Raw genomic sequence first — 24,288 nt, 5'->3', positions numbered from 1 at the left:
GTGAGCGCCGACATCCACCCCTTGCAGCAGAGCGAACCGATCGCCGGAGAGCGCAGCGTCTATCTCGACGCCTATCTCGCACCGTTCCGCCAATGGCTCGAGCGGGACACTGTTACTGAGATCATGGTCAATCGGCCGGGCGAGGTGTGGATCGAAGACGCCGCATCGCCCGGCATGCAGAAAATCGACACGCCCGATATCGACGACAAGCTGGTCCAGCGGCTCGCCGAACAGGTCGCGCGGGTCAGCCATCAGGGCATCAATCGCGAGCACCCGCTGCTCGGCGCGACACTGCCGGACGGCGCGCGCATCCAGTTCTGCGGGCCGCCCGCCGCGCGCAAGCACTGGGTCATGGCGATCCGCCGTCACCGCCGGCTCGACTTGCCGCTGGACGCATATGATGCGGGGCCGCTGGCTGCGCCGCGCCAGGACGCGATGCCCGATGCGCAGCAGCAGCCGATTGCCTATCTGCGCGAGGTGATCCGCCAGCGGCGCACGATCCTGATTTCCGGCGGCACTTCCACCGGGAAGACGACTTTCCTCAACGCCATGCTCGGCGAAATCCCGCGGGAAGAACGGGTGGTGCTGGTCGAAGACACGCCCGAACTGAAGCTTCCCGGCGAAAACGGTGTCGGCCTCGTCGCTGTGAAGGGGGAGCTGGGCGAGGCCAAAGTCACTGCGAACGAACTTCTCCAGGCGGCGCTACGCCTGCGTCCTGACCGGATCGTGCTGGGCGAGTTGCGCGGGGCGGAATCGGTTTCTTTCCTGCGCGCGATCAACACCGGCCACCCCGGCAGTTTCTCGACCATTCATGCCAATTCGCTGCGCGGTGCGCTCGAACAATTGGCTCTCATGGTCATGCAGACCGGGATTGGCCTGACCCGCACCGACACCATCGACTATGCCGCATCGGTGATCGATGTGATCGTCCAATTGGGCCGTGACGCGTCGGGCAAGCGCGGTATTTCACAAATCGCCAAGAGTCAGGATCTGATTTAGCAGCCGGCCTTTTCCTGTCTGGCGAACACCGCCGTTCTGTGTCATCCAGAGGTTGAGGATATTCACGAGGTCTGGCGCGTATCACCGACAAGCCTATCATCCACGCAAACGACGATGCGGTGCACGGCCGCTCAGGACTTATGAGCAGCCAGATCGCGGCCAAACTCGACGAGCATTATGAGCCCTCGGAAGAAGCGCCGCAGCGCTACATCAATCGCGAGCTGAGTTGGCTGGCGTTCAACACGAGGGTGCTGGAGGAATCGCGCAACGCGAACTACCCGCTGCTCGAACGGCTGCGGTTCCTGTCGATCTCAGGCAGCAATCTCGACGAGTTCATGATGATCCGTGTCGCCGGTCTGGTCGGCCAGGTGCAACGCGGGATCGAGCGGGTTGCCATCGATGGCCGCAGCCCTTCGCAGCAACTTGCCGCGATCCGCGAAGCGGTGCTGGAAATTAATCACCAGCAACGCGGCAATTGGGCCGCCCTGCGCGACCTCCTCGGCGAAGCGGGGATCGACATCGCCAACAATGTGCGGGTCGATCCGGAATCCTATGACCGCCTGAAAGAATATTTCCTCGACGAGATCGTGCCGATACTGACGCCGCAAGCGCTCGATCCGGCTCATCCGTTCCCGTTCGTCGCGAATGAAGGGGTCGGCCTGCTGTTCACGCTCACGCGTCAGAGTGACGGGGCGCAGATTGTCGAAATGGTGCTGGTGCCTTCGGCGCTGCCGCGGTGGGTCCGCGTTCCGGGCGACAAAGCGGTCTATATCAGCATCGAGCGGCTGATTTGCCGCTTTGCCGACCATATGTTTCCCGGCTTCACGATCGAAGGCGATGGCGCGTTCCGCGTGCTGCGCGACAGTGATATCGAGATCGAGGAAGAAGCCGAAGACCTCGTCCGCACCTTCCGTAGCGCAATCCAGAGGCGCCGCCGGGGGCAGGTTATCCAGCTCGAAATGGAAGAGGATTTCGACAAGGTCGCTGAGGATATCCTGCTCCAGCAGCTGGCGACGAGCGAGACGACGATCATCCGGACCGACGGGCTGATCGGGGTCGAAGGTCTGTCCGATATCGTCGAGGAAGACCGACCCGACCTCAAGTTTTCCAGCTACAGCCCGCGTTATCCAGAGCGGATTCTTGAGCATGACGGCGATTGCTTTGCCGCCATCCGCGAGAAAGACATCATCATTCACCACCCCTATGAAAGCTTCGAAGTGGTGGTCGATTTCCTGCGTCAGGCAGCGCAGGACCCCGATGTCGTGGCGGTCAAGCAGACGCTCTATCGCGCAGGCAGCCAGTCGACCGTCATCGCAGCGCTGATTGCGGCAGCCGAAGCGGGCAAATCGGTCACAGCTGTGGTCGAACTCAAGGCTCGGTTCGACGAAGAACAGAATTTGCTGTGGGCATCCGAACTGGAGCGGGCAGGGGTGCAGGTCATCTATGGCTTCGTCGACTGGAAGACCCATGCAAAGGTGTCGATGGTGGTCCGCCGGGAAGGGGCGGGCTATCGCACCTATTGCCACTTCGGGACCGGCAATTATCACCCGGTAACGGCCAAGATCTATACCGATCTAAGCTTCTTCACCGCCGATCCGAAACTGGGCCGCGATGCTGCGCGGCTGTTCAACTTCGTGACCGGCTATATCGAGCCGCGCAAGACCGGCCAGCTGGCGGTTTCTCCGATCGGATTGCGTGAGAAACTGTATGACCGGATCGATAAAGAAATCGCCCATGCGCAGGCGGGAAAACCGGCGGCAATCTGGGCCAAGCTCAATTCATTGACCGATCAGGGGGTGATCGACCGGCTCTATGCCGCATCGCAGGCGGGCGTCGAAATCCAGCTGGTGATCCGCGGGATATGCTGCCTGCGGTCGGCCATTGCCGGCCTGTCGGAAAACATCCGGGTCAAATCGATCATCGGCCGGTTTCTCGAACACAGCCGGATCTGGGCGTTCGCCAACGGAGAGGAAATCCCGAGCAGCAAGTCCAAGGTCTATATTACCTCGGCCGATGCGATGTCGCGCAACCTTGACCGGCGGGTGGAAGTGATGGTTCCGATCCGCAACAAGACGGTGCGCGACCAGGTGCTCGAACAGGTCCTCCTCGCCAATTTGCTCGATACGGAGCAAAGCTGGGAGCAACAGAGCGATGGCAGCTATCAGCGCGCCGGGCCGGGTGAAAAACCGTTCAATTGCCACCGTTACTTCATGACCAATCCGTCGCTGTCGGGGCGCGGCGGTGCGCTGGAGGCCGGGGCGGTCCCGCAACTCGCGCTGCGCAAGGGCGCTGTTTGATGGCGCTGGGCCGGCGGCACGCGGACAGGCAGGGGGCATTTTCCGGCAATCGCGTGTCGCGTGCGATCATCGATATCGGCTCGAACACCGTCAGGCTGGTGCTCTACGGCGGTTCGCCGCGCGCGCCGGTTGTGCTGTTCAACGAGAAAGTGACCGCTACTCTGGGCCGCGAAATCGGTGAGACCGGACGGCTGGCGGACGAAGCAATCGATCTGGCCATGCGCGGATTGCGCCGCTTCGCCTTGCTCCTGCGCGATCTCGACGTGACCAAGATCGATGTCGTTGCCACCGCAGCCCCGCGCGAAGCCAGCAACGGGCCGGAATTCCTCGCACAGGTCGCAGCGCTCGGCTTCGAGCCGCGCTTGCTGTCGGGCGAAGAAGAGGCGGAAACCAGCGCGATGGGTGTAATTGGCGCTTTTCCCGGCGCGACCGGAATCGCAGCCGATCTCGGCGGGGGCAGCCTCGAGCTGGTGCAGATCGCTGACGATGCTTGCTCTGCCGGCGCCACCATGCCGCTCGGCACGTTGCGCCTGCGCGCACTTGTCGGTGCTGACGAAGCGGCAAGCGCGGCGGCAATCGGAGACCTGATCGATCGGGCCGGTGCGCAGTTTGCCACCGGGCAGACGCTGTATCTTGTTGGCGGGACATGGCGGGCCATGGCGGTGTTCGCGATGGAGCAGCGCAATTATCCGCTGACGGACCCGCATGGTTTCAGTATCTCCGGCGAAGAAGCGCAAGGCCTCGCACGCGCGATCGCCCGGTCGAAACCCGGAACCCTGCTCGCTCTGCCCCGGATATCCGAAATGCGGTCCGAAAATCTGCCCTATGCCGCAACTCTGCTGCTGGTTCTGCTCAGCCGGTTGCAGCCCGACAAGATCGTTTTTTCTTCCTGGGGCCTGAGAGAAGGCGTGCTCTATTCCGGGCTCGAGCCGCATGCCCGGCAGCAGGATCCGCTGCTCGCCGGGGTTGGCGAATTTGCCAGCTTGCGCGGATGCCCGCCGGTCCTCGCCACTCGCGTGGCTGGCTGGACGGCCGCCGCCGTTCCGGCAAGTGGACACGGCAGCGAAAGATTGCGGCTGGCGGCTACCATGCTGGCGCTGTCTTCCATGCAGATCGAGCCCAATCTGCGGATCGATCTGGGTATCGAATGGGCGCTCCATAAACGCTGGATTTCCGTCTCTGCATCGGATCGGGCACTGATGGCTGCAACGGTTTCAGCCAACGGAAATGTTTGCGACATGCCCGATGCGGTGAAAGTGCTCGCTTCACCCGATGCGATAGAGGCGGCGATTTGCTGGGGGCTGGCAATACGGCTGTGCCGCCGGCTTGGCGCGCGGTCCCGCACGCTCTTCCAGCTCAGCAGCTTGCAGGTCGAAGACGACCGGAAACTGGTGCTCTCGATCGAACACAGCCACACGCCGCTGTTCGGCATCCCCAACGAGAAGGATCTCGATCTGCTCGCCGGGCGGCTGGGGCTGGAACCGGAATTCCGCCCGATCGAAGATGCCGGCGCGGCGCGCGCTCAGGCCTATGCAAAGTAGGCGTACAGCTGCGGTAACGGCTAATTATTCGCGCCTGAGCGCAGTGTTTTGCGTAATCCTATTGCCAGATGCCCATCAACTGGCTTAGCTTCCATCTTACAGGCTGCAACAGACGGCCATAACATGGGAGAGGACTATGAGGGTGAAGGCCACCTTGCTTGCCGGCATCGCGGGTTGCGTGCTTGCCGTTCCAGCATACGCTCAGGACGAAACGGACACAGAAACGGCACCACGTTTCAAACCCGGTGAAATCGTTGTTACCGCGCAGCGCCAGGCCGAAAGCCTGCAGGCGGTTCCGATCGCGGTTAGCGCATTCTCCGCCGAATCGCTCGAAGCGCAGCAAATCGAGAACGCCAGCGATCTGCAGCTGACCCTGCCGAACGTATCCTTCACCAAGAGCAACTTTACCGCGTCCAGTTTCACCATCCGCGGGATTGGCGATCTTTGCGTCGGCGTCAGCTGCGACAGCGCGACCGCCATCCATCTGAACTCTGCACCGTTGTTCGGCACGCGGCTGTTCGAGACCGAATATTTCGATCTCGAGCGGATCGAAGTCCTGCGCGGTCCGCAGGGCACGCTGTTCGGACGAAATGCGACTTCCGGCGTGGTCAATGTGGTCAGCGCCAAGCCCGACCTGTCCGGTTTCGGCGGGAAGGCCGAATTCGAATACGGCAATTACAACAGCATGAAGGCCAAGGGCATGATCAATGTGCCGATCGGCGAGACGATCGGTGCACGTGTGGCGGGCTTCTATCTCAAGCGTGACGGCTACACGAACAACCTGTTCGACGGCAACGATATCGATGACCGCGATATGTACGCCATCCGCGGCTCGCTGCGGTTCGAACCGGGCCCGGATACGACCATCGACCTGATGGGCTACTACTTCCGCGAAAACGACAATCGTCTGCGGATTCAGAAGCAGCAGTGTCAGCGCGATCCCACCGGCGTGCTCGGCTGTCTCAACAACCGTCGCGATTTCGACAAGACCAATTCCAATTCGACCTTTACCGGTACGCTGGGTTCATCCGAATTCCTCGCCATTAACGGGATCCCGTCAACCTTCGGTCTGAACAGCCTGTATGGCCCTGACGCCTATGCGAATTTTCAGGAGCCTGCCGATGTTCGGACGGTGAACACGCAGTTCACGCCGGAATATTTCGCCGACGAATTGCAGATTTGGGCCCATATCGAGCATGATTTCGGCGCGATCAACGTCGGGCTCTCGGGCATGTACCAGGAAACCAGTGTCGACTCGCGGCAGGACTACAACCTCGGCGTGGGCGAAATCCCCAATGCTGCGCTTGCCTTCGGCACGTTGAATACTTTCGCCAATCCGCTGGTCGTCGGTCCAGCTGTCGCATCCTATTTCCAACCCATCACCGATGCCTTGTTCGATGGTAACGGCAATCTGTGTGTTTCCGACACGCGGCTCGACAATCGCGGTGCATTCGAGGGCTTCCGGGTCTGTACCCCGGACGGAACCCAGTTCGACCGGTCCAATCAGGAAAATGAATCCTGGTCGGCGGAGCTGATCATTTCATCGGATTTCGATGGTCCGTTCAACTTCCTGCTCGGCGGCATCTATGCTGACTCCAAAGTTCTGGAGAACAGCTATTACGTGAATGCCTTTGCCATCGATTATATCACCGGTGTGCTGGGTTCGTTTACCAGCCTGGGCGGCGGTCTTCCGCCGAGCTATCTGGCGACATCGTTCTTCCGCAACAACACGCAGGACTTCAAGCTGGAAAGCTACGGCATTTTCGGAGAGGTCTATTTCGACATCTCCGATAGCCTGAAGCTGACAGCCGGCCTGCGCTACAACGATGACAAGAAGGCGATCTCTGCGCGTTCCACTCTGGCGAGTTTCCTGAACCCGTACAGCAACGATGGCGATCCATTCGACTCGCCGTTCGTTGGTTCGTTCGATGCGGACCCCGGGACTGCGGGCAATCAACTGGTTCAGCAGCGTTCGGTGGCATTCGACGAGATTACCGGCCGCGTGGTGCTCGACTACCAGATTTCGCCGGATAATCTGCTCTATGCATCCTACTCGCGCGGCTACAAATCGGGCGGGATCAACCCGCCCCTGCAGCCGATTTTCGCTGTGCCGGACAGCTTCGGTTCGGAATCGATCGACGCGTTTGAAATCGGTTCGAAGAACACTTTCGCCAACGGCGCGCTGCAGCTCAACGCGACCGCGTTCTACTACAAATACAGCGATCTGCAGCTCAGCCGCATTATCGCGCGGACATCGGTCAATGATACGATCGATGCCAATGTCTGGGGCCTTGAACTTGAATCGCTGATCCAGCCGAGCGACCGCTGGCTGTTCAACATCAACTTCAGCTATCTCAATGCCGAGGTTGCCGGTGACCAGTTCTTCTCCAATCCGCGCGATCCGGGCGGCGGCGATCCGAATGCGGTGATCATCAAGGACATCACCAATGGTGCGCTGTGCGCCGTGCAAGGCGACAATGCGAATGCATTTGTCAATTTCGTCAATGACTTCGTCAGCAATGCCGTCGGGCAACCCGGATTGTTGGGACCCACGACGGCTTTCCCGGGGGATAGCGGCATCGCATCCCGCGGAGCGTTCAGTATCTGCCAGAACCTTGCCAATGCGGCAGCTGGACCTGCGGCGGCGCTTTTCGGTCCGATCAACGTCCTCAGCCCGGGCGTACAAGTGAACCTGAAAGGCAACAAGCTGCCGCAGGCGCCTGAGATGAAAGCCTCGGTGGGTGCGCAATACACCTATGATTTCGATAACGGGATGTCTTTGGTCCCGCGCTTCGATGTGGCCTTCACCGGTGAGCAATACGGCAATGTGTTCAACGGCCGGGTCAACCGGTTGGAGCCATTCGTTCAGGCGAATGCGCAAATCCAGCTGAACGGTCCGGACAGGCAGTGGTATGCCAGGGCCTTCGTACAGAACATCTTCGACAGCAACTCGACCACGGGCCTGTATGTCACCGATGCTTCTTCGGGCCTGTTCACCAACATCTTTACGCTCGACCCGCGCCGCTATGGTATCGCGGTCGGTATCGATTTCTGATCCACCAATCGGCGTAACAAGGGAAAGGCCGGGCCATCACGCCCGGCCTTTTCCGTTTGGCGCAGGGGTACTTGCTCTATTCCGATTTTGCGAAGGGGGAGAAATTGGTCCCGGTGTCGTAGATATCGATCCCCTCCGCCCGCTTGAGCTTGCTCACCACGAGATAGGTAACCGGCGTCAGCACAGCCTCCCACAAGACCTTCAAAGCCCAGTTGGTGACCATCACCAGCAGCACGTCGCGCGTGTCCCACACGCCAAGAAACGCGACCGGATAGAAGATTGCACTGTCCACCGCCTGGCCGAACACCGTGGAGCCGATCGTCCGGCTCCACAGCGCTTTGCCGGCGGTCCACACTTTCATCTTCGCGAGCACGAATGCGTTGACGAATTCGCCGGCCCAGAACGCCAGGATCGAAGCAAGGACAATCCGCGGAACCTGCCCGAAAACGCTTTCATAGGCCGCCTGACCGTCCCAGCTATCCGCCGGGGGGAGCGCCACCACGACGAACGACATGAACGCCATGAAGACCATCGCGGCAAAGCCGACCCAGATGCACCGCCGCGCGCGCTGGTAGCCGTAAACCTCGGTCAGGATGTCTCCGATCACATAACTGACCGGGAAAAAGAGGATGCCCGCGCCGAAAATGAAGGCCCCCTCCGGTGCGGGCCACCAGCCCTGCGGCCACCATGCCACTTCGACGGCGGACAGTTTCGCTGCGCCGATTACGTTCGACAGCAGCAGGATGGCGACAAACGCCGCCATCACGATATCGAAATACCGGAAGCGGCGCTGCTTGGTGCTGCTTGTGTCGATACGTTGTAAAGGGCTTTCCATGGAAGCAGCACTTATCGCCATTTGCGAGCGGCGCAAAGCACGGTATGGCCGCATCCGGCGCGCGCCCGTAGCTCATCTGGATAGAGCGCGAGACTTCTAATCTTGAGGTAGCAGGTTCGAGTCCTGCCGGGCGCGCCAACCGGCCCGCAGGGCCGGGTGGTGGGCCCCAAAGGCATGAAGCTTGTTCGGATTCGGAGCAGCCGCAGGCTGAGGAGAAGAACGAGGAGCGCAGCGACGAGGACAGTCCTGCCGGGCGCGCCAACCGGCCCGCAGGGTCGGGTGGTGGGCCCTAAAGGCATGAAGCTTGTTCGGATTTGGAGCGCCGCAGGCGCGCAGATGAACGAGGAGCGCAGCGACGAGGACAATCCTGCCACGCGTCAATTCCGCATGTCGGCAGAATTTCAGGATTCGTGAATTGCCTTGCAGGGACATCCGGCGAACCAATGAGCAGCGTAGCACCCGCTGATGGATAGTCCGCTAACGACCCAAAGGCCGACAGCGTGGCGACGGCCCAATTGCGTTTAATGTCCAGCAGCGCGCTTGATCCCGGCAAAAACGCTCAGCAGAAACCATCGGGGCGCCAGCCCAACTAAGGTTGAGGGTCCCTCAATAATCAAGCTTCCTTCCGACAGGGCCTCGCCAATTGGGCGAATGCCACGCCAGATTTCAGCCATCGTCCTTACATCGGTCTCGATGCGAAGGGTATCATCGAACCCGGGAGGCTTGATGCAGACGTCAACGCGAGGGTGTTCGCAAACAAGCCAGAACAAGCGGTGGTCTTTCGGGGCGTCCCTGAAGTAAAGTGCGAGCACGGTCCGGCCCTTGGGCATGGCCGCCGTGTCGATCCGCCGGTGCATGGCCCAAACCAGCCAGGCCGGATCAAGGTCTTCCTTCTCAATGTCCCGCGCCCAGCGTTGGCCCCAGGTTCCTACAGCCGAAAGTATAGGTTTCAATTCCGATCCGGCCTCAGTCAGGATGTACTCTTCATGCCCATCGGGACCGAACGGTCTTCGCGAAACAATTCCAGCGCTTTCGAGTTGGAGCAGCCGCTGCTTCAACAGCGTGGCAGAGATGCGTGGAACTCCCCGGCGGATTTCGTTGAAGCGGGTGGCCCCCGCATTGAGCTCGCGAAGAATCAACAGCATCCATTTTTGCGTCAGCACTTCGGATGCCAGGGCAACGGGGCAGAACTGGCCAAATTGGGATGGCATGGGCATTCCCTCCAGCTTTACATTGTCACAGCTGGCGACAAATGGCGATGACCGGTCCAGATATGTGACTAGCCGGCACGTGCTGGCGCCTTATCCTTGCCTTCATGATTGGGCACAAGACCACCTCTGCCATTTCGCGCAGAGCCATGCTGGCGCAAGGGACCGCAGTCTTGGCCGCGGCGTCGGCGAGGAGAGCATTTTCGATGGAAACAACGGACGACCGGAAACCGAGAACCCGCCAGCGCGCATTCGACCGCGACCGCTTTGTTGAGGACTGCGTGAGGGCTCACCGCGCTCAGGGCATGGAAGCCGTTGGCGAGGTTCTGGCCGCTGAGCTCAAGGATCATCATGCTGTGCTGAGAGCTCTTGGCGGTCCAACCAAGGCAGGCCTCGATGTTATGTACTCCTCGCCGGACTTCACCATATTTGCAGCGCACTGGACGCCGCAGATGAATCTCCTGCCACACGACCATATGATGAAGGCTCTGATCGGCATCTATACCGGGCGCGAGGACAACATCCTGTGGCGACGGAGTGACGACGGCATAGAGGCCTATGAAGCCAACTGCTTGTTCGAAGGTGATATCGCATACCTGCCTTCAAACGCGATCCATTCCGTTACCAACCCGCTTCAACGCTTCACCGGCGGTATCCACATCTATGATGGCGACTTTTTCGAGACCGAACGTCATCAGTGGGACCCGGAAACATTGGCGGAGGAGCCGTCCGACGGGGATGCGATCAAGGCCATGTTCGCACAAGAGAACGAGCGGCATTTCGCCAGGCGCGAAAGCTGAGTTTCGGGTGCCGAGGAATGCGGTCCGCTTTCCACTCAACAGCTGAAATTCGGCTATCGCTCGATGCCTCCTGACGCCGGGCAGGCAGCTTCCAATCTTTGTCTGCCGGGCGCGCCAATTGATTCATTCGGCCGAGGTGCCCGCCAGGAGGCTTGCGTTGCAGCGGCGGTGGCAATCACCCGCGCATCACGTCATCCAGCGGCTCGCCGGTGATCGGATAGCCCGCATCGTCCGGTATGCGCAGCCAGCGTTGCTCGCCTTCGACCGACAGGAAAGGTGCGATCGTTTTTACCGGGAAGCGGGCGCAATCTTCTGCTGCGCGGGCAAAACTGCCGAATTGCGCCAGCCGTTCGAGATTGCGCCGCGTGGGATAGATTACGGAGAGGTCGCCGCGCTCTGCGGCATCGAGCGCGCCTTGTGCGGTGATCCAGAACAGTTTCGTGTTCTCGGTTTCGTCGACTGCGATATCGACCGCGCCCGTTCCAAGATCGGCGAGGTAGAAGCGCGTGTCGAACACGCGCGGAATGCGCTCGTTCTTGGGAAACCAGCGCGCAAACGGCAGCACTGCGTCGATCTGAAGCGTCCAGCCCATTGCCTCAAGCACAGGCGCGATGGCGCCGTCCTCCAGCAGCAGTGCCCGCGCCTTTTGTGCCGCAGCGGCATCAATCGCGCCCTTCAGGCCGATCGCAAGCCCGGTCTCTTCCAGCGTTTCGCGAATGGCGGCGATGCGATGAGCGACTTCGTCATGCGGCAGATCGCTGGCGGTGGCACTGGCGAGATCGTAATCCGCCGGGTCCACCCTACCGCCCGGGAACACAGCGGCACCGCCGGCAAAGGTCATGCTGCGCGACCGGGTTACCATCAGCAATTCTGGCGGCCCGCCATCCCCGGCGCGGCGAAAGACCACGACGGTTGCAGCGGGAATGCCATCGGCGTTCGCGCCTGGGTGTATTTCGTGTTCTGCCATGCTTAGGTGTTTGGCCCAGCGCCCCGCTTTTGCCAAGCGTCATGCGCCGGCACTTGATCCGGGCCGTCGGAAAGTTTTACAACTGCCAGCTCGGCCAATTCCTGTTAACCACTGCAGAGCGCGGAAAACTGCGGTTCAAAAGTTCTGGCACGCGTCCTGCATATTGTAACACATATCGATTGGTCCTCGATAACAGGTGCAACCCACGGTCTCCCGGGTTGCCCGACCCGAAAAAAGAAGGCCCGGTTCGTGCAACACGAACCGGGCCTTTCTTTGTGGTCTCGGACTGACCGGGTTACTCCGCTTTCGCGACGCCTTTTTCGGTCATGACTGTCTGGAGTTCGCCCGCTTCGAACATCTCCATCATGATGTCGCTTCCGCCGAGGAATTCACCCTTCACATACAGCTGCGGGATGGTCGGCCAGTCGGAATAGGCCTTGATTCCCTGGCGGATTTCCATGTCTTGCAGCACGTCCACGCTTTCGTAGGCGACGCCGCAATGATCGAGGATCGCGACGGCACGGCTGGAAAAGCCGCATTGCGGGAACAGCGGGGTTCCCTTCATGAACAGGACGACATCGTTCTTCTTGACGATTTCGTCGATGCGGGTGTTGGTCTCGGACATAGGATTTCCGTCTGGCAGTTTGCGTCTATGCGTCGGAAGTGGGGGCTTGCGTCGTCAGTTGCAAGGCGTGCAAGGTGCCGCCCATGTTGCCGCCAAGCGCATCGTAAACCATCTTGTGCTGCTGAACCCGGCTTTTGCCCGCGAATTGCGGCGCAACAACCTTGGCTGCCCAGTGATCGTTGTCACCGGCCAGATCGCGCATTTCCACTTCTGCGCCGGGCAGAGCGGCTTCGATCATGCTGACGATATCTTCTGCCGCCATCGGCATCCGATCAGCCCTCGCTCATGAACTGGCGACGCGCTTCGATCGAGCACTCTTCCAGTTTGGCGCGGATGTCGGCTTCGCTGACATCGCATTCTGCAGCGGTCAAATCGCCCAGCACCTTGCGGATCACGTCTTCATCACCGGCTTCCTCGAAATCGGCCTGAACAACGGCCTTCTTGTAGGCGTCGGCTTCTTCTTCGGTCAGGCCCATCAGCTCTGCAGCCCATGCACCAAGCAAACGGTTACGGCGCGCGGCAACGCGGAAAGCGGTGTCCTCATCCATCGCAAACTTGGCTTCTTCGGCGCGCTCACGGTCTTTGAAATCAGTCATTCGGCCCTCACAAAAGGAAACTATTCACTGTGCTTGAAATAGGTGCCGCGTCCCTCCCGGGCAAGCGGCATTGTGCGCCGGTCAGTCCATTGTGACGACCAGCTTGCCCACCGCCTGCCTGCTTTCCAGCTTGGCGATGGCATCACCGCCGCGCTCGAGGGGGAAGGTTTCGGAGACCAGCGGGTCGATCTTGCCGGCCTTCATCAGGTCGAACAGCTCTTCGACTTGCGCGCGGAACTTGACCGGTTCGCGCGCGGTAAACGCGCCCCAGAATACGCCGGCAATGTCGCAGCTCTTGAGCAGAGTCAGGTTGAGCGGCATCTTCGCGATGCCGGCCGGGAACCCGACAACGAGGAAGCGCCCCTCCCATGCTATGGAGCGAAGCGCGGGTTCGGAATATTGCCCGCCGACGATATCATAAACAATATTGGCGCCTTCCGGGCCGCAAGCGGCCTTGAACGCGCCGGCCAGTTCCTTCGAAGCGGCCTTGTCCATTTCACCCTTGGGGTAGATCACGACTTCGTCCGCCCCGGCCTTGCGGGCGACTTCGCCTTTCTCTTCGGAAGAAACAGCGGCGACCACGCGCGCGCCGAAAGCCTTGGCCAGTTCAACCGCCGACAGGCCGACGCCGCCCGCCGCCCCGAGCACGAGCACAGTGTCGCCCTGTTTGATATGGCCGCGGTCCTTGAGGCCATGGATGGTCGTGCCGTAGGTCATCAGCAGAGATGCCGCTTTTTCGAACGGCACGCCATCGGGAACGGGGAACATCCGGCCAGCCGGGACAACGACCTTTTCCGCCAGCCCGCCATTGCCGATCCCAGCCATCACCCGGTCGCCGACCTTGTAGCCTTCGACCCCTTCGCCGACCGCTTCGATCACGCCAGCGATTTCACCACCCGGTGCGAAAGGGCGTTCCGGCTTGAACTGGTACAGGTCGCGAATGATCAACGTGTCGGGAAAGTTGATCGCGCAGGCTTTCACATCGACCAGCACTTCTCCCTTGCCGGGTGCCGGCGGATCGATTTCGTCCAGGGTCAGCGTTTCCGGGCCACCGGTGGCGTGGGTGCGCAGGGCTTTCATGCAACTTTCTCCGTAGTTCCTCGGGCAAGCCACGGCATCTGCTGAGCATGGCGGCTCTCATAATCTGAAATGGCGGCATCGCGTTCGAGTGTCAGCGCGACTTCATCGAGCCCGCCGATCAGGCAATGCTTGCGAAAAGGATCGACCTCGAAAGCGAAGCGATCCTGAAACGGGGTCGTGACTGTCTGGGTGTCGAGATCGATAGTGACCGGATCGCTCTGCGCGACTTCCAGCAGGCGGTCGACTTGTTCTTGCGGCAGTTCGACAGTCAGAATGCCGTTCTTGAAAGCGTTGCCGCTGAAGATATCGGAAAAACTCGGCGCGATGACTGCGGCAATGCCGAGATCGAGCAGCGCCCATGCTGCGTGCTCACGGCTCGACCCGCAGCCGAAATTGTCACCGGCGATCAGGATCGGCGCACCGGCATATGCGGAATCATCGAACACATTGCCCGGTTGCGCGCGGACAGTCTCGAACGCGCCTTTGCCAAGCCCTTCGCGGCTGATGGTCTTGAGCCAGTGTGCCGGGATGATCACGTCGGTGTCGACGTTTTTCGCGCCGTAAGGAATTGCGCGTCCCTGAATGGTCGAGACCGGTTCCATCAATCGGTTTCAGGCGGCTCGCCGGTCGGCGTGTGCGGCGCGATCGAGGTTCTGGGCGGCTTGCTGTCTTTCGCCTCCTTGCGCTTGTTGGCATAGAGCAGGGCCGCAGCAATCGCCGCCGACCCGATGGCGCCAGCTGCCATGGCAGCCTTCCCGGTGATTTTCTTTGTCATGTCTTTCTCATGGGGTTGGGGCTGGATTCTGGCAAGGGTTGAGTGCGGTGAGTGGCCCGTCTGTTTCGATCAAATGTCTGTTCCGCTCAACTCGCTTGGGGCGAACAGCCACATGTCGATCCCCACCCGGTCTCCCGGACAATGCTCGGTCAAGCTCCAGTGCGTCACTGCACCGCAGTGGCAAGTGGCGATTGTCATACCAGATCGCGAACGTCTGTGAGTTTTCCCGTCAGCGCGGCGGCCGCCGCCATTGCGGGGCTCATCAAGTGGGTGCGCGCACCGGGCCCCTGACGGCCGACGAAATTGCGGTTGCTGGTCGATGCGCAGCGTTTGCCGGGCAAGACCTTGTCCGGGTTCATGCCGAGACAGGCCGAACAGCCCGGCTCGCGCCATTCGAGCCCCGCGTCGATGAAGATCCTGTCCAGCCCCTCTTCCTCAGCCTGCCGTTTCACCAGGCCGGAGCCGGGGACGACAATGCCCCATTCGATATTGGCCGAGATATGTTTGCCGCGCAGCACATCGGCGGCGGCGCGCAGGTCTTCGATCCTGCTGTTGGTGCAGCTCCCGATAAACACCGCCTGCACTGCGACATCGGTCAATTGCTGGCCGGGCTGAAGCCCCATATATTCCAGGCTCTTGCGCGCAGCGGTCTGCTTTGAAGGGTCGGCAAAGCTTTCCGGGTCAGGCACGGCGCCGCCGATCGGCGCGGTGTCTTCCGGGCTTGTGCCCCACGTTACCGTGGGTTCGATATCCGCTGCATCGATGCGGACCGAGGTATCGAATTCAGCGCCGGTATCGGATTTCAGACCGCGCCAATAGTCGACGGCGCGGTCCCAATCGTTGCCGGATGGTGCGTAGGGCCGGCCCTTGAGATAGGCGAACACAGTCTCGTCCGGGCCGATCAGTCCGGCCCGTGCACCGGCTTCGATGCTCATGTTGCAGACGGTCAGGCGGCTTTCGACGCTCATGCGTTCGAATACGTCGCCGCGATATTCAATGACATGTCCGGTGCCGCCCGCAGTGCCGATTACGCCGATGATATGGAGGATCAGATCCTTCGATGTCACGCCCGGACCAAGTTCGCCGTCGACGCGAACCTCCATCGTCTTCGCGCGCTTCAACTGGAGTGTTTGCGTCGCCAGGACATGTTCGACTTCACTGGTGCCGATGCCAAAAGCGAGTGCGCCTATTCCGCCATGGGCAGCGGTGTGGCTGTCCCCGCAAACGATGGTCGAGCCGGGCAGAGAGAAGCCCTGCTCCGGGCCGACGACATGGACAATGCCCTGCGCGGCGGCGGTGGCGCTGATATATTCTATGCCGAATGCGGGCGCGTTGGCTTCCAGCGCAGCGAGCTGGGCGGCGCTTTGCGGATCGGCGATGGGAATGCGTTTCCCGTCCCCGTCCACGCGGGCTGTCGTTGGCAGATTGTGGTCGGGAACCGCCAGCGTCAGATCCGGGCGGCGGACTGTGCGACCGGCCAGACGCAATGCCTCGAAGGCTTGCGGGCTGGTGACTTCATGCACCAGATGCCGGTCGATAAAGAGGATGCTGGTCCCGTCTTCGCGTGTCTCGACGACATGGGCGTCCCAGATTTTCTCGTAGAGTGTGCGCGGACGAATGCTCGGATGTGTTTGGGGGCGGCTGGCCATGGCATGTCGCCTAGGCCGGCCGCCCCCAAGTGAGCAAGCGAGGAAAACTTCAGCCCGCTCGCCATCGGGCTTTCACCTTTGCACGATCAGCGGCGGTAGCCGCCGCGATAATCGTCGCGATAATCGCGCCGGTTGTCGACCCGGGCGCTGTTGTAGCGCGCGCGGTCAAGCACGTCATAGGCCTGGCTGATGCGCCAATTGACAGTCCGGATATCGTGACGCGACAAACCGTTGCGGGCGAACGCGAAGTAAGACCGTTCGGCTGCCTCGAGCCGGGAGCGGACCGAATAGGCTTGGTTGCGGCTCAACTCACCGCTGCGGCGGGCCTGCCGGATGTCGCGGCGAAGCTGGTTTAGCTTGCGCTCGATCTGCCGAGCGCCCCGAACGTCACGATAGTCGCGCTGATGGCCGCGTGCGCGATAGTCCCGCTGGTCACCGCGCTCGCGATACTCCCGTTGGTCGCGGTCCCAGTTGCCATAAGGCGCGGCAACGGCTGGTGCTGCGAGGCCGATAGCCAGCGGTGCTGCAAGGCTGGCGGCGATAAGCTTGAACTTGGTATTCATGTTCGGTTCCTTTGTCTTTCGTCCACCTGTTCATAAAATAGCGCCTTTTTATGAACGGCAGCAGAATGCGGTTGTCGGACGATAGAAAGTTGCCTGCTTTTGCGACATTCGGGCAACAAATCCATTTCGCAGGATCATTTCCGGCGATAGTCATGGTATTGTAAGCAATGGATAGCTAACTGACACGCATGTCAGCAAAGCCCTTCACATTCCCCATCCGCGTTCTGCCCGAAGACATCGACTTCATGGGCCATGTAAACAACGCCCGCTATCTTGGCTGGGTGCAGGATGTCGTGCTGGCACACTGGAACAAACTCGCGCCGGCAGAGGAAGTCGCGAGCAAGGCGTGGGTCGCGCTCAAGCATGAGATAACCTATCGCAAGCCCGCATTTCTCGACGATGACGTGATCGCAGAGACGGTGCTGGAACGGATCGCCGGTGCGCGCAGCTTCTACAACACGGTGATCCGCCGCGGCGAAGATGTGTTGGCCGAAGTGACAAGCATGTGGTGCTGCATCGATGCCGAGAGCCTGCGGCCGGCCCGGATAAGTCGTGAAGTGGCGGAGACCTTCTTCGGCCTGCCGCGCAAACCGGACACCGATACTGCGGACTGACAGCCGCGATTTCCGTATCGGCCTTTGCCCTGCACAAGTGCGCGGGCTATGAAGACGGGACAATGGATACGCTGTTCGCCATTCTGATCGTGCTCGCAACCGTCCTCGCGATGGAATTTGTCGCTTGGTCGAGCCACAAATACATCATGCACGGCTTCGGCTGGGCATGGCACCGCGATCATCATGAACCGCACGACAAAGCGTTTGAGAAAAACGATCTCTACGGGGTGGTCGGCGCTGTCATGAGCATTTCCATGTTCGCGCTGGGTAGCCCGCTGGTCATGGGGGCCGGTGCATGGTGGCCGGCGACATGGATCGGTCTGGGGATCCTCGCTTACGGGATAATCTATACGCTGGTCCACGATGGGCTGGTCCATCAGCGGTATTTCCGCTGGGTGCCGAAACGCGGCTACGCCAAGCGGCTGGTCCAGGCGCACAAGCTGCACCATGCGACGATCGGCAAGGAAGGCGGGGTCAGCTTCGGCTTCATCCTTGCGCGCGATCCGGCCGCGCTGAAAGCGGATCTCAAGCGTCAGCGCGAACAGGGCATTGCCATCGTGCGCGAAAGCGCGGGGGCGTAACGGCGCACTGCGCGCCGCACCATACAAGTTGAAAGAAAAAAACGGCCGACGGCGCAAAGTTGCGCTGCCGACCATTACACGCTCGATCACGTGTCGCAATTCGCCGATGTCAGTTGGCGTAATTCACATAAAGCCCGTGGATCAGGCCGGGGATATAGCCGAGCAGCGTCAGCACCAGGTTGAGCAGCGCAGTGCCGCCGAAGCCATGCTTGAGTGCAACGCCCAGCGGCGGGATCAGGATGGTGAGAATAAGTGTAATAATGCCCATTGATATGTCCTTTCGGGTGACTGTCCGTGTTGGACTATCAATGGCTTGCCTCTGCGATCGTTCCGCCGGGTTATTCGTTGCGCGTCCAGATCCAGCTGCCGCAGATCAGCAGGATGGCTAGCGAGAGCCAGTACCATGGGTGGCCCAGCGTCAGATAGGTGACCGCCGCACCGGTCGCCATCGCGCCGATCGCCATGACCTTGGCGCGGCGGTTGATCGCACGCCGCTCCGTCCAGTTGCGGACTTGCGGGCCCCATTGCGGGTGGTCGAGGATCTTCCGTTCCCACGCCGGATTGCTGCGCGCAAAGCAGAACACTGCCAGCAGCAAGAAGGGAACGGTTGGCAGGATCGGCAGCGCCGCGCCGATGGCACCTAGACCGACAAAGAATATGCCGCCTGCGAGATAGAGGCTGCGCATCGCCGCCGGGGTCAGCACGCGGCGAGACGCGCCGCATGCTCCTTCACCAGGCTGATCATGTTGGGAATGCCCTGAGTCCGGTTGGACGACAGCTGATTGGACAGATCGAACGGGCCTAGCGCGGCGGCGATGTCCATTCGCGCAACTTCTTCAGCCGGCTTGTCCTGAACCGCTGCGATAACCAGCGCGACAATCCCCTTGGTGATTGCAGCATTGCTGTCTGCGAGGAAGTGCAGCGCAGCGTCCTGATCGGTCGGATAGACCCACACGCTGGCCGAACAGCCGCGCACCAGCGTGGCATCGGTCTTGAGCGCGTCGGGCATTTCATCCAGCTCACGGCCCAGTTCGATCAACAAGCGATAACGCTCGTCGCCTTCGAGAAACTCGTATTCTTCCTGGATATCATCGAGACTTCGCATGCTGCGCAATTAGGTATCGTCGCGCCAAAGCGAAAGGGGTAGTGCTCAGCCCGCGATGCCGCCGGGCCGGGTCAGAGCGTAATAGATAACGTAGAACCAGCTGAAGAACCCATGGACGATCGCCCAGATGATCGACTGGTGCAGGCTCCAGCTGATCGCAACGGCGATTGCACTGCCAAGCCCGATGCCCGCGCGCGCCGCGTCGCCTGACGAGCTCAAAGGTCCACTCCGCTGGCAATCGCTTCGAGCTTGCGCAGGCGTTCCTTGAGGTCGGCGATTTCGATCCGGGCCGCGCCTTCGGGCGATCCGTTCTCCATTTCGAACTTACGGTGCACCGGTTGTTCCAGTTCACGCTCTTTCAGCGTGAGCCAGCCCTGCCAGCAGCGCATCGCAGTGAGCGAGAAAATTGTCAGGCCCGTCAAGGTAGCCAGTGCGATGATGATCTGTTCGTTCATGGTGCCTCTCCTCCCTTTGGCCGGGCCAAATCCTGGGGTGTTCCTATTTCTTCCTGAGTTCTTCGATTTCTTCGGCGATTGCTCTGGCTTCACGCCCGTCGACTGTGATCCGTTCGAGCACTTTGACCCGCTCACGCAGTTCTCTCAGTTCCTGCTCGGTCTCCGCCTCATGGTGCGACGGGTGCTGTTCGCGATCATCCTGCTCGCCTTGCCCGTGCCGCAGGCCGCGAACCGTGCGATTGCGTTCGATCACAATCATGACGATGGCAAAGATCAGGAGGGCCACATACCAGCTCATCGGGCGCGCTCCTTGGCGGTCGTCTTGTCTGTCGTCAGATCCTCGATCATGTCGAGATCGCGCAACTGCTCGATCTGCGCTGCCAGGTCGCTGCGGTTCTCGGTCGCGATGCGTTCCAGAACACGGACACGTTCCTCGAGCCGGTTGTCGCCTTTACCGCCACCGCCATGTCTGGCTTCCTCCGCGCGGGCAATCAGTTCGAGCTTGCGCTCTTCATGTTCGATTGTTCTGCGATGCGTCGTGCGGGCAAACGTGAATACAATCACCGCCAGCACAGTCACAAAGCAGAATATGAGGAGTAGATCGCCGTCCATCAGTTGACTTCCGTCTCTTCGCGCAGGCGGTCGATCTCGTGGGTCAGCTGGTATCCGCTGTCGGTCACGATGCGCTCGACATTGTTGAGCCGGTCTTTCATCGATCCCAGTTCTGCCCGCAGCTGCGCGTTTTCCTGAGTCAGCAAGGTGACCCGCTCTTCAGCCTCCGTTTTCTTCGGATAGATTGCCTTGCCCCAGCTGTTTTCGAGGGGATAGCCGTGGCGCATGCGCATCCAGGTGTTGATCACCCATCCGCCGGTCATGATCGCCACGCCGGCAATCATGGCTGTTTCTGTGATTGGGAAGTCCATCAGGCTTTCTCTTTCGTGTCGATCGAAAGCGGTACGCCGCTGTCCGGTTTGATGGTGCCCGGCACATCGCGCAGAGCTTCGATTTCCTCGCGGAGCGAATAGCCGCGGTCGGTGACAATTTTTTCGAGCACGATCATGCGGTCCTGCATCTCGTCGATCTGGCCGCGGAGCGCCGTGTTTTCCGCTTTCAATTCCTTGCTTTGCGCCGTGTCGCGCGGCTTGGTTTTGCCGCCCCACTCGTCTTCCAGCTCGTAACCGTGTTTCGCGCGGATCCAGTTGTTGACCAGCCATCCGATGGTGCTGAGCGCGATAATCGCGACGACAAATTCGGGACTGCCCCAATCCATTATGCTGTTTCCTTCCGATCGATGCCGAGTGGCACACCGTTGTCGGTGTCTTCGACCTGTTTCTGGTCGCGCAGAGCCTCGATCTGGGTCGCGATGTCGTATCCGCGATCAGTGACAATTCGCTCAAGTACGCGGACGCGCTGTTCAAGTTCTGCAGTGTGGCTCGCGTATTGTGCTGCCTTTTCGCTGCTCATTTCAGCGGTCGCGGCTATGCGCTTCTCTTCCAGTTTCTTCTGGCTCCCGATCCACACGATCCCGAGGACCATGAGAAAAGGGGCGGAAACGGCTACCAATCCGATCAATTCACCCACGTTCAATCCCTCCGTTCTGGCTTAGCGCAGCTGTTCGATTTCGGCCGTCAGGCGCGGGTTGTTGTTGACATAATAGGCTTCGACTTCGGCCAGGCGGCGATCCACGTCGCGCATCTGGCTGCGGATTTCCCGCGTCGTGCGCTTCGGGTTCTGCCGCACGCGCTGCCAGTATTTCTGCTCGCCCGGATCGGCGTAGAGGTGCGGCGGCTTCTTGCTCAGCAGCAGGCCCATCAGGATGTAGATCGGGATGATAATGCCGCCGGTGAGCGGCAGGCCGGCCAGCGCGGCGAGGCGGATCCAGATCGCGTTCACGCCGGTATAGTCGGCGATGCCTGCGCAGACCCCCATCAGCTTCTTGCCGTATGGATCCTTGTATAAAGTTGTGCGCGAGCTGTTCACCGGCTTTCCCCCTTCTTCTCTGCCATCATGCGTTCCAATTCGCGCAGCGGCTGATCCTGTTTTTCGCGGTTCGGCAGGAGCCGCGTGTTCTCGAAATCGGGATGGTCTGCCGAAACCAGCCGCTCGACCGTGTCCATCCGCTCGTCGAGGCGCTTGGCGAGCTGGTACAAATCGTCCAGCAGCGCTTCGTCGTCGGTGGTGATCGTGGCTGCGGTTTTCCATTTGGTCACATAGTGGAAAATGAGCCACGGCAGCGCGATGAAGAACATCGCGGGTACGAGAATGTCTTCCAACATGGCTTAGCCCTCGTCTTTCTTGTCATCGGTGCCCGCGCCCTTGCCGAGCGCGCGCTTCATTTGTTCGAGTTCGTCATCGATCTTGTCCGCACCTTCGAGCGCGGCGATCTCGTCCGACAGGCTCGGCGTTCCCGTGCCGTCGGCGATGGCGAGCGATTCCGCGCGGCCTTCGGCATAGTCGACCCGGCGTTCGAGCTGGTCGAAACGCGACAAGGCGTCGTCGGCCCGTTCGTGCGTCATCAGGCTGCGCAGCTTGACGCGGTTCTCCGCGCTTTCCAGCCGGGCCGCGATAGCGGTCTGGCGGCTGCGGGCTTCGCGCAGGCGGTTCTGCAACTTCTGAATGTCTTTCTCGTAAGCCCGCAGAGCATCGTCGAGCACGGCGATTTCCGCCTTGAGCTGGTCAGACATGTCAGCGGCTTTCTTGCGCTCGACCAGCGCCGCCCGGGCGAGATCTTCGCGGTCCTTGCTCAGCGCCAGCTGGGCCTTTTCGGACCAGTCGGCCTGGAGGCGGTCGAGCTTGATCGTGGCGCGGTGCATTTCCTTCTGGTCGGCAATGGTGCGCGCGGCAGAGGCGCGGACTTCGACCAGGGTTTCCTCCATTTCGAGGATGATCATGCGGATCATTTTGGCCGGGTCATCGGCCTTGTCGAGCATATCGTTGAAATTGGCCGCGACGATATCGCGAGTACGGCTGAAAATTCCCATGAAGGGTACTCCGGAGTTGAAGACGTCTTGAATCCGGTCGCGGGTGGAAGGCGACTGGGTGGGTGTCGGGCTCTTGCGGAGACGTTCGATCTCCGTTTCGAGCCGCGAAAGGGGATTGCGGTCCGAAGCGCCGCCGCGAGCCATTGGGGACGCGGGGGACTGGATGCGCTGGGCTTTCGCGGAGCGCTCCGGACCTAGGGGGTTCGTGTCAGGGGGCATGATCATGCCAGTTCTACAACCTCGTGCTGCAGTTCTGCGGCGTGAACGACGGGGCTCACCTGCATCTGCGTGGTCAGTGCGACGAAAGCGCACATCGCAGCGATGCTGGCGAGAGCAGCCTGACCGAGTTTGGTCTGGAAGAAGCTGCGATCGTACATGGTCATTACCTCCCGATTGGTGTTGTTCACCTATCAGCAAGGCCCGTGCCAAACTCAAAAAACCAACTTTTATCAGTGATTTGATACTAATCGACGAACGACATGATGGCGCGTATTGCCATGAATTGGGAAAAATCCCTATATGTTGGCCCATGGAACGGGAAAACCAGTATATCGGCCAGTCCGGCGCTTTCCTCGACGCGGTCGAGCGGACTTCGCGCGCCGCGCCGATGCGCCGCCCTGTGCTGGTGATCGGCGAGCGCGGGACGGGCAAGGAACTGATTGCCGAGCGTCTGCACCGGTTGTCCGAACGCTGGGGCGAGCCGCTGGTCATCATGAACTGCGCGGCGTTGCCTGAAACGCTGATCGAAGCCGAACTGTTCGGTCACGAGGCCGGGGCATTTACCGGTGCTACCAAGGCGCGCGCGGGCCGGTTCGAAGAAGCCGACAAAGGCACGCTATTTCTCGACGAACTGGGTACGCTTTCGATGGCCGCGCAGGAACGGCTGCTGCGCGCGGTCGAATATGGCGAGGTGACCCGTATCGGTTCTTCCCGCCCGATCCACGTCGATGTCCGGATCGTTGCTGCAACCAATGAAGACCTTCCTGCGCTGGCGGCGTCCGGCGAGTTCCGTGCCGACTTGCTGGATCGGCTCAGCTTCGAAGTCATCACTCTGCCACCGCTGCGGGTACGCGAAGGAGATATTGGCGTGCTGGCCGACTATTTCGGACGCCGCATGGCAGCAGAGATCGGGTGGGAAAAATGGCCCGGTTTTTCCAGTCACGTCGAAGACCAGCTCGAGAACTATCCGTGGCCCGGCAATGTCCGCGAACTGCGCAATGTGGTCGAACGGGCAGTCTATCGGTGGGACAACTGGGAATCGCCGATTGGCCATGTGCAGTTCGATCCGTTCGATTCGCCGTGGAAGCCGCTGCCTCAGGCGAAGCCCGAAAAGGACTCGACCGATTTCAGCACATCCGTATCGTCAGAGGCGCGGCCGACCGCCGGTCTCGAAAATATCGACGATCTGCGTGCTGCGGTTGACGAGCATGAAAAGCTCATCGTCGAACATGCGCTGGGCAAGCATCGCTGGAACCAGCGCCAGACCGCCAAGGCACTCGGCCTGAGTTACGATCAGCTGCGCCATTGCATCAAGAAGCACGGGCTGGCCGACGAAAGCTGAA

General features: G+C 60.7%; 33 protein-coding genes and 1 tRNA gene. 9 read left to right on the top strand and 25 right to left on the bottom strand.

What is annotated here, in order from left to right; all coding sequences use genetic code 11:
- The 4 genes from virB11 (at window position 1) to E0502_RS03640 (ending at window position 7,892) form a co-directional block, all read left to right on the top strand.
- Window positions 1–999, top strand: coding sequence for a P-type DNA transfer ATPase VirB11 (gene virB11, locus E0502_RS03655; RefSeq protein WP_137676591.1), 999 nt, complete (start codon window positions 1–3; stop codon window positions 997–999).
- A 140-nt stretch (window positions 1,000–1,139) separates the two neighbouring features.
- On the top strand, window positions 1,140–3,296 hold the full coding sequence (locus tag E0502_RS03650; RefSeq protein ID WP_137676590.1) for an RNA degradosome polyphosphate kinase: 2,157 nt from the start codon (window positions 1,140–1,142) through the stop codon (window positions 3,294–3,296).
- Window positions 3,296–4,837 carry a Ppx/GppA family phosphatase gene (locus tag E0502_RS03645; protein WP_137676589.1) on the top strand — a complete coding sequence of 514 codons (1,542 nt, stop codon included), beginning with the start codon at window positions 3,296–3,298 and terminating at the stop codon, window positions 4,835–4,837. The genes E0502_RS03650 and E0502_RS03645 overlap by 1 nt, the downstream gene beginning before the upstream one ends.
- Before the next feature lie 136 nt (window positions 4,838–4,973).
- Window positions 4,974–7,892: a TonB-dependent receptor gene (locus E0502_RS03640; protein WP_137676588.1), complete on the top strand. Its 2,919-nt coding sequence runs from the start codon at window positions 4,974–4,976 to the stop codon at window positions 7,890–7,892.
- A gap of 76 nt (window positions 7,893–7,968) precedes the next feature.
- Here the strand turns inward: E0502_RS03640 and E0502_RS03635 are convergent, their stop codons facing one another.
- Window positions 7,969–8,727 carry a queuosine precursor transporter gene (locus tag E0502_RS03635; protein WP_137676587.1) on the bottom strand — a complete coding sequence of 253 codons (759 nt, stop codon included), beginning with the start codon at window positions 8,725–8,727 and terminating at the stop codon, window positions 7,969–7,971.
- A 61-nt stretch (window positions 8,728–8,788) separates the two neighbouring features.
- On the opposite strand from E0502_RS03635, the gene E0502_RS03630 reads away from it, so the two are divergent.
- Window positions 8,789–8,865: transfer RNA gene (locus E0502_RS03630), tRNA-Arg, on the top strand.
- 383 nt (window positions 8,866–9,248) lie between these two features.
- On the opposite strand, the gene E0502_RS03625 is transcribed toward E0502_RS03630, so the two are convergent.
- Window positions 9,249–9,890 (bottom strand): winged helix-turn-helix transcriptional regulator, encoded by a 642-nt coding sequence (locus tag E0502_RS03625; RefSeq protein ID WP_161593697.1) that lies wholly within the window; start codon window positions 9,888–9,890, stop codon window positions 9,249–9,251.
- Window positions 9,891–10,141: 251 nt separating this feature from the next.
- Between E0502_RS03625 and E0502_RS03620 the strand changes: the two genes are divergently transcribed.
- On the top strand, window positions 10,142–10,735 hold the full coding sequence (locus E0502_RS03620; RefSeq protein WP_137676585.1) for a hypothetical protein: 594 nt from the start codon (window positions 10,142–10,144) through the stop codon (window positions 10,733–10,735).
- Window positions 10,736–10,910: 175 nt separating this feature from the next.
- Here the strand turns inward: E0502_RS03620 and E0502_RS03615 are convergent, their stop codons facing one another.
- From E0502_RS03615 to E0502_RS03575, 9 genes are all read right to left on the bottom strand, one after another.
- A complete protein-coding gene (locus tag E0502_RS03615) occupies window positions 10,911–11,702 on the bottom strand; it encodes an NUDIX hydrolase (protein WP_137676584.1) in 792 nt (263 codons plus the stop codon).
- 295 nt (window positions 11,703–11,997) lie between these two features.
- Window positions 11,998–12,327, bottom strand: a complete 330-nt coding sequence (gene grxD, locus E0502_RS03610) for a Grx4 family monothiol glutaredoxin (RefSeq protein ID WP_137676583.1) — start codon at window positions 12,325–12,327, stop codon at window positions 11,998–12,000.
- Window positions 12,328–12,352: 25 nt separating this feature from the next.
- Window positions 12,353–12,595, bottom strand: coding sequence for a BolA/IbaG family iron-sulfur metabolism protein (locus E0502_RS03605; protein ID WP_137676582.1), 243 nt, complete (start codon window positions 12,593–12,595; stop codon window positions 12,353–12,355).
- Window positions 12,596–12,599: 4 nt separating this feature from the next.
- Window positions 12,600–12,923 (bottom strand): DUF1476 domain-containing protein, encoded by a 324-nt coding sequence (locus E0502_RS03600; protein ID WP_137676581.1) that lies wholly within the window; start codon window positions 12,921–12,923, stop codon window positions 12,600–12,602.
- Window positions 12,924–13,004: 81 nt separating this feature from the next.
- Entirely contained in the window at window positions 13,005–14,003 is a 999-nt protein-coding gene (locus tag E0502_RS03595; protein ID WP_137676580.1) for an NADPH:quinone oxidoreductase family protein, read from the bottom strand.
- On the bottom strand, window positions 14,000–14,605 hold the full coding sequence (gene leuD, locus E0502_RS03590) for a 3-isopropylmalate dehydratase small subunit (protein ID WP_192895912.1): 606 nt from the start codon (window positions 14,603–14,605) through the stop codon (window positions 14,000–14,002). Before leuD ends, E0502_RS03595 begins: the two co-directional genes overlap by 4 nt.
- Window positions 14,605–14,778: an isopropylmalate isomerase gene (locus E0502_RS03585; RefSeq protein ID WP_137676578.1), complete on the bottom strand. Its 174-nt coding sequence runs from the start codon at window positions 14,776–14,778 to the stop codon at window positions 14,605–14,607. Before E0502_RS03585 ends, leuD begins: the two co-directional genes overlap by 1 nt.
- Window positions 14,779–14,972: 194 nt before the next feature.
- A complete protein-coding gene (gene leuC / locus E0502_RS03580) occupies window positions 14,973–16,427 on the bottom strand; it encodes a 3-isopropylmalate dehydratase large subunit (protein ID WP_137676577.1) in 1,455 nt (484 codons plus the stop codon).
- Between the two features lie 86 nt (window positions 16,428–16,513).
- Window positions 16,514–16,990 carry a hypothetical protein gene (locus E0502_RS03575; RefSeq protein ID WP_137676576.1) on the bottom strand — a complete coding sequence of 159 codons (477 nt, stop codon included), beginning with the start codon at window positions 16,988–16,990 and terminating at the stop codon, window positions 16,514–16,516.
- A 188-nt stretch (window positions 16,991–17,178) separates the two neighbouring features.
- On the opposite strand from E0502_RS03575, the gene E0502_RS03570 reads away from it, so the two are divergent.
- Window positions 17,179–17,604 carry an acyl-CoA thioesterase gene (locus tag E0502_RS03570; protein WP_137676575.1) on the top strand — a complete coding sequence of 142 codons (426 nt, stop codon included), beginning with the start codon at window positions 17,179–17,181 and terminating at the stop codon, window positions 17,602–17,604.
- A gap of 62 nt (window positions 17,605–17,666) precedes the next feature.
- Window positions 17,667–18,185, top strand: a complete 519-nt coding sequence (locus E0502_RS03565) for a sterol desaturase family protein (RefSeq protein WP_137676574.1) — start codon at window positions 17,667–17,669, stop codon at window positions 18,183–18,185.
- Between the two features lie 109 nt (window positions 18,186–18,294).
- On the opposite strand, the gene E0502_RS03560 is transcribed toward E0502_RS03565, so the two are convergent.
- From E0502_RS03560 to E0502_RS15035, 14 genes are all read right to left on the bottom strand, one after another.
- Entirely contained in the window at window positions 18,295–18,453 is a 159-nt protein-coding gene (locus tag E0502_RS03560; RefSeq protein WP_137676573.1) for a YqaE/Pmp3 family membrane protein, read from the bottom strand.
- A 70-nt stretch (window positions 18,454–18,523) separates the two neighbouring features.
- Window positions 18,524–18,871 (bottom strand): YbaN family protein, encoded by a 348-nt coding sequence (locus E0502_RS03555; protein WP_137676572.1) that lies wholly within the window; start codon window positions 18,869–18,871, stop codon window positions 18,524–18,526.
- 11 nt (window positions 18,872–18,882) lie between these two features.
- Window positions 18,883–19,290 (bottom strand): SufE family protein, encoded by a 408-nt coding sequence (locus tag E0502_RS03550; protein WP_137676571.1) that lies wholly within the window; start codon window positions 19,288–19,290, stop codon window positions 18,883–18,885.
- A 45-nt stretch (window positions 19,291–19,335) separates the two neighbouring features.
- Entirely contained in the window at window positions 19,336–19,509 is a 174-nt protein-coding gene (locus tag E0502_RS15165) for a hypothetical protein (protein WP_192895911.1), read from the bottom strand.
- A complete protein-coding gene (locus E0502_RS03545) occupies window positions 19,506–19,745 on the bottom strand; it encodes a hypothetical protein (protein ID WP_137676570.1) in 240 nt (79 codons plus the stop codon). Before E0502_RS03545 ends, E0502_RS15165 begins: the two co-directional genes overlap by 4 nt.
- A 43-nt stretch (window positions 19,746–19,788) precedes the next feature.
- The gene (locus E0502_RS03540; protein WP_137676569.1) at window positions 19,789–20,043 is read right to left on the bottom strand and encodes a hypothetical protein; all 255 of its coding nucleotides are present in this window, start codon (window positions 20,041–20,043) and stop codon (window positions 19,789–19,791) included.
- Entirely contained in the window at window positions 20,040–20,357 is a 318-nt protein-coding gene (locus E0502_RS03535; protein WP_137676568.1) for a hypothetical protein, read from the bottom strand. Before E0502_RS03535 ends, E0502_RS03540 begins: the two co-directional genes overlap by 4 nt.
- Window positions 20,357–20,668, bottom strand: a complete 312-nt coding sequence (locus E0502_RS03530) for a hypothetical protein (protein ID WP_137676567.1) — start codon at window positions 20,666–20,668, stop codon at window positions 20,357–20,359. The genes E0502_RS03535 and E0502_RS03530 overlap by 1 nt, the downstream gene beginning before the upstream one ends.
- A complete protein-coding gene (locus E0502_RS03525) occupies window positions 20,668–21,015 on the bottom strand; it encodes a hypothetical protein (RefSeq protein ID WP_137676566.1) in 348 nt (115 codons plus the stop codon). Before E0502_RS03525 ends, E0502_RS03530 begins: the two co-directional genes overlap by 1 nt.
- The gene (locus E0502_RS03520) at window positions 21,015–21,326 is read right to left on the bottom strand and encodes a hypothetical protein (RefSeq protein ID WP_240048842.1); all 312 of its coding nucleotides are present in this window, start codon (window positions 21,324–21,326) and stop codon (window positions 21,015–21,017) included. Before E0502_RS03520 ends, E0502_RS03525 begins: the two co-directional genes overlap by 1 nt.
- Before the next feature lie 21 nt (window positions 21,327–21,347).
- A complete protein-coding gene (pspC, locus tag E0502_RS03515) occupies window positions 21,348–21,725 on the bottom strand; it encodes an envelope stress response membrane protein PspC (RefSeq protein WP_137676565.1) in 378 nt (125 codons plus the stop codon).
- Entirely contained in the window at window positions 21,722–22,018 is a 297-nt protein-coding gene (gene pspB, locus E0502_RS03510) for an envelope stress response membrane protein PspB (RefSeq protein ID WP_420813486.1), read from the bottom strand. Before pspB ends, pspC begins: the two co-directional genes overlap by 4 nt.
- Before the next feature lie 6 nt (window positions 22,019–22,024).
- Window positions 22,025–22,870, bottom strand: coding sequence for a phage shock protein PspA (pspA, locus tag E0502_RS03505; RefSeq protein WP_137676563.1), 846 nt, complete (start codon window positions 22,868–22,870; stop codon window positions 22,025–22,027).
- A gap of 77 nt (window positions 22,871–22,947) precedes the next feature.
- A complete protein-coding gene (locus E0502_RS15035; RefSeq protein ID WP_161593696.1) occupies window positions 22,948–23,109 on the bottom strand; it encodes a hypothetical protein in 162 nt (53 codons plus the stop codon).
- Window positions 23,110–23,255: 146 nt separating this feature from the next.
- Here E0502_RS15035 and pspF point away from each other — a divergent pair, with 146 nt between their 5' ends.
- Window positions 23,256–24,287 carry a phage shock protein operon transcriptional activator gene (gene pspF, locus E0502_RS03500; RefSeq protein ID WP_137676562.1) on the top strand — a complete coding sequence of 344 codons (1,032 nt, stop codon included), beginning with the start codon at window positions 23,256–23,258 and terminating at the stop codon, window positions 24,285–24,287.
- The last annotated feature ends 1 nt before the right edge of the window (window position 24,288 follow it).

It is taken from the genome of Parerythrobacter lutipelagi (assembly GCF_005434975.1).
GTDB classification, from domain to species: Bacteria; Pseudomonadota; Alphaproteobacteria; order Sphingomonadales; family Sphingomonadaceae; genus Parerythrobacter_A; species Parerythrobacter_A lutipelagi.
Note: the sequence above shows the minus strand (reverse complement) of the source record. Positions and strands in the feature narration are given on the sequence as shown.

Excerpts from the sequence above, each read along its gene's own strand:
- E0502_RS03650 (WP_137676590.1), top strand. The coding sequence starts at position 1,140 with ATGAGCAGCCAGATCGCGGCCAAACTCGACGAGCATTATGAGCCCTCG.
- E0502_RS03645 (WP_137676589.1), top strand. The coding sequence starts at position 3,296 with ATGGCGCTGGGCCGGCGGCACGCGGACAGGCAGGGGGCATTTTCCGGC.
- E0502_RS03640 (WP_137676588.1), top strand. The coding sequence starts at position 4,974 with ATGAGGGTGAAGGCCACCTTGCTTGCCGGCATCGCGGGTTGCGTGCTT.
- E0502_RS03635 (WP_137676587.1), bottom strand. The coding sequence starts at position 8,727 with ATGGAAAGCCCTTTACAACGTATCGACACAAGCAGCACCAAGCAGCGC.
- E0502_RS03620 (WP_137676585.1), top strand. The coding sequence starts at position 10,142 with ATGGAAACAACGGACGACCGGAAACCGAGAACCCGCCAGCGCGCATTC.
- E0502_RS03615 (WP_137676584.1), bottom strand. The coding sequence starts at position 11,702 with ATGGCAGAACACGAAATACACCCAGGCGCGAACGCCGATGGCATTCCC.
- grxD (WP_137676583.1), bottom strand. The coding sequence starts at position 12,327 with ATGTCCGAGACCAACACCCGCATCGACGAAATCGTCAAGAAGAACGAT.
- E0502_RS03605 (WP_137676582.1), bottom strand. The coding sequence starts at position 12,595 with ATGCCGATGGCGGCAGAAGATATCGTCAGCATGATCGAAGCCGCTCTG.
- E0502_RS03600 (WP_137676581.1), bottom strand. The coding sequence starts at position 12,923 with ATGACTGATTTCAAAGACCGTGAGCGCGCCGAAGAAGCCAAGTTTGCG.
- E0502_RS03595 (WP_137676580.1), bottom strand. The coding sequence starts at position 14,003 with ATGAAAGCCCTGCGCACCCACGCCACCGGTGGCCCGGAAACGCTGACC.
- leuD (WP_192895912.1), bottom strand. The coding sequence starts at position 14,605 with ATGGAACCGGTCTCGACCATTCAGGGACGCGCAATTCCTTACGGCGCG.
- E0502_RS03585 (WP_137676578.1), bottom strand. The coding sequence starts at position 14,778 with ATGACAAAGAAAATCACCGGGAAGGCTGCCATGGCAGCTGGCGCCATC.
- leuC (WP_137676577.1), bottom strand. The coding sequence starts at position 16,427 with ATGGCCAGCCGCCCCCAAACACATCCGAGCATTCGTCCGCGCACACTC.
- E0502_RS03575 (WP_137676576.1), bottom strand. The coding sequence starts at position 16,990 with ATGAATACCAAGTTCAAGCTTATCGCCGCCAGCCTTGCAGCACCGCTG.
- E0502_RS03570 (WP_137676575.1), top strand. The coding sequence starts at position 17,179 with ATGTCAGCAAAGCCCTTCACATTCCCCATCCGCGTTCTGCCCGAAGAC.
- E0502_RS03565 (WP_137676574.1), top strand. The coding sequence starts at position 17,667 with ATGGATACGCTGTTCGCCATTCTGATCGTGCTCGCAACCGTCCTCGCG.
- E0502_RS03560 (WP_137676573.1), bottom strand. The coding sequence starts at position 18,453 with ATGGGCATTATTACACTTATTCTCACCATCCTGATCCCGCCGCTGGGC.
- E0502_RS03555 (WP_137676572.1), bottom strand. The coding sequence starts at position 18,871 with ATGCGCAGCCTCTATCTCGCAGGCGGCATATTCTTTGTCGGTCTAGGT.
- E0502_RS03550 (WP_137676571.1), bottom strand. The coding sequence starts at position 19,290 with ATGCGAAGTCTCGATGATATCCAGGAAGAATACGAGTTTCTCGAAGGC.
- E0502_RS03545 (WP_137676570.1), bottom strand. The coding sequence starts at position 19,745 with ATGAACGAACAGATCATCATCGCACTGGCTACCTTGACGGGCCTGACA.
- E0502_RS03540 (WP_137676569.1), bottom strand. The coding sequence starts at position 20,043 with ATGAGCTGGTATGTGGCCCTCCTGATCTTTGCCATCGTCATGATTGTG.
- E0502_RS03535 (WP_137676568.1), bottom strand. The coding sequence starts at position 20,357 with ATGGACGGCGATCTACTCCTCATATTCTGCTTTGTGACTGTGCTGGCG.
- E0502_RS03530 (WP_137676567.1), bottom strand. The coding sequence starts at position 20,668 with ATGGACTTCCCAATCACAGAAACAGCCATGATTGCCGGCGTGGCGATC.
- E0502_RS03525 (WP_137676566.1), bottom strand. The coding sequence starts at position 21,015 with ATGGATTGGGGCAGTCCCGAATTTGTCGTCGCGATTATCGCGCTCAGC.
- pspA (WP_137676563.1), bottom strand. The coding sequence starts at position 22,870 with ATGGCTCGCGGCGGCGCTTCGGACCGCAATCCCCTTTCGCGGCTCGAA.
- E0502_RS15035 (WP_161593696.1), bottom strand. The coding sequence starts at position 23,109 with ATGACCATGTACGATCGCAGCTTCTTCCAGACCAAACTCGGTCAGGCT.
- pspF (WP_137676562.1), top strand. The coding sequence starts at position 23,256 with ATGGAACGGGAAAACCAGTATATCGGCCAGTCCGGCGCTTTCCTCGAC.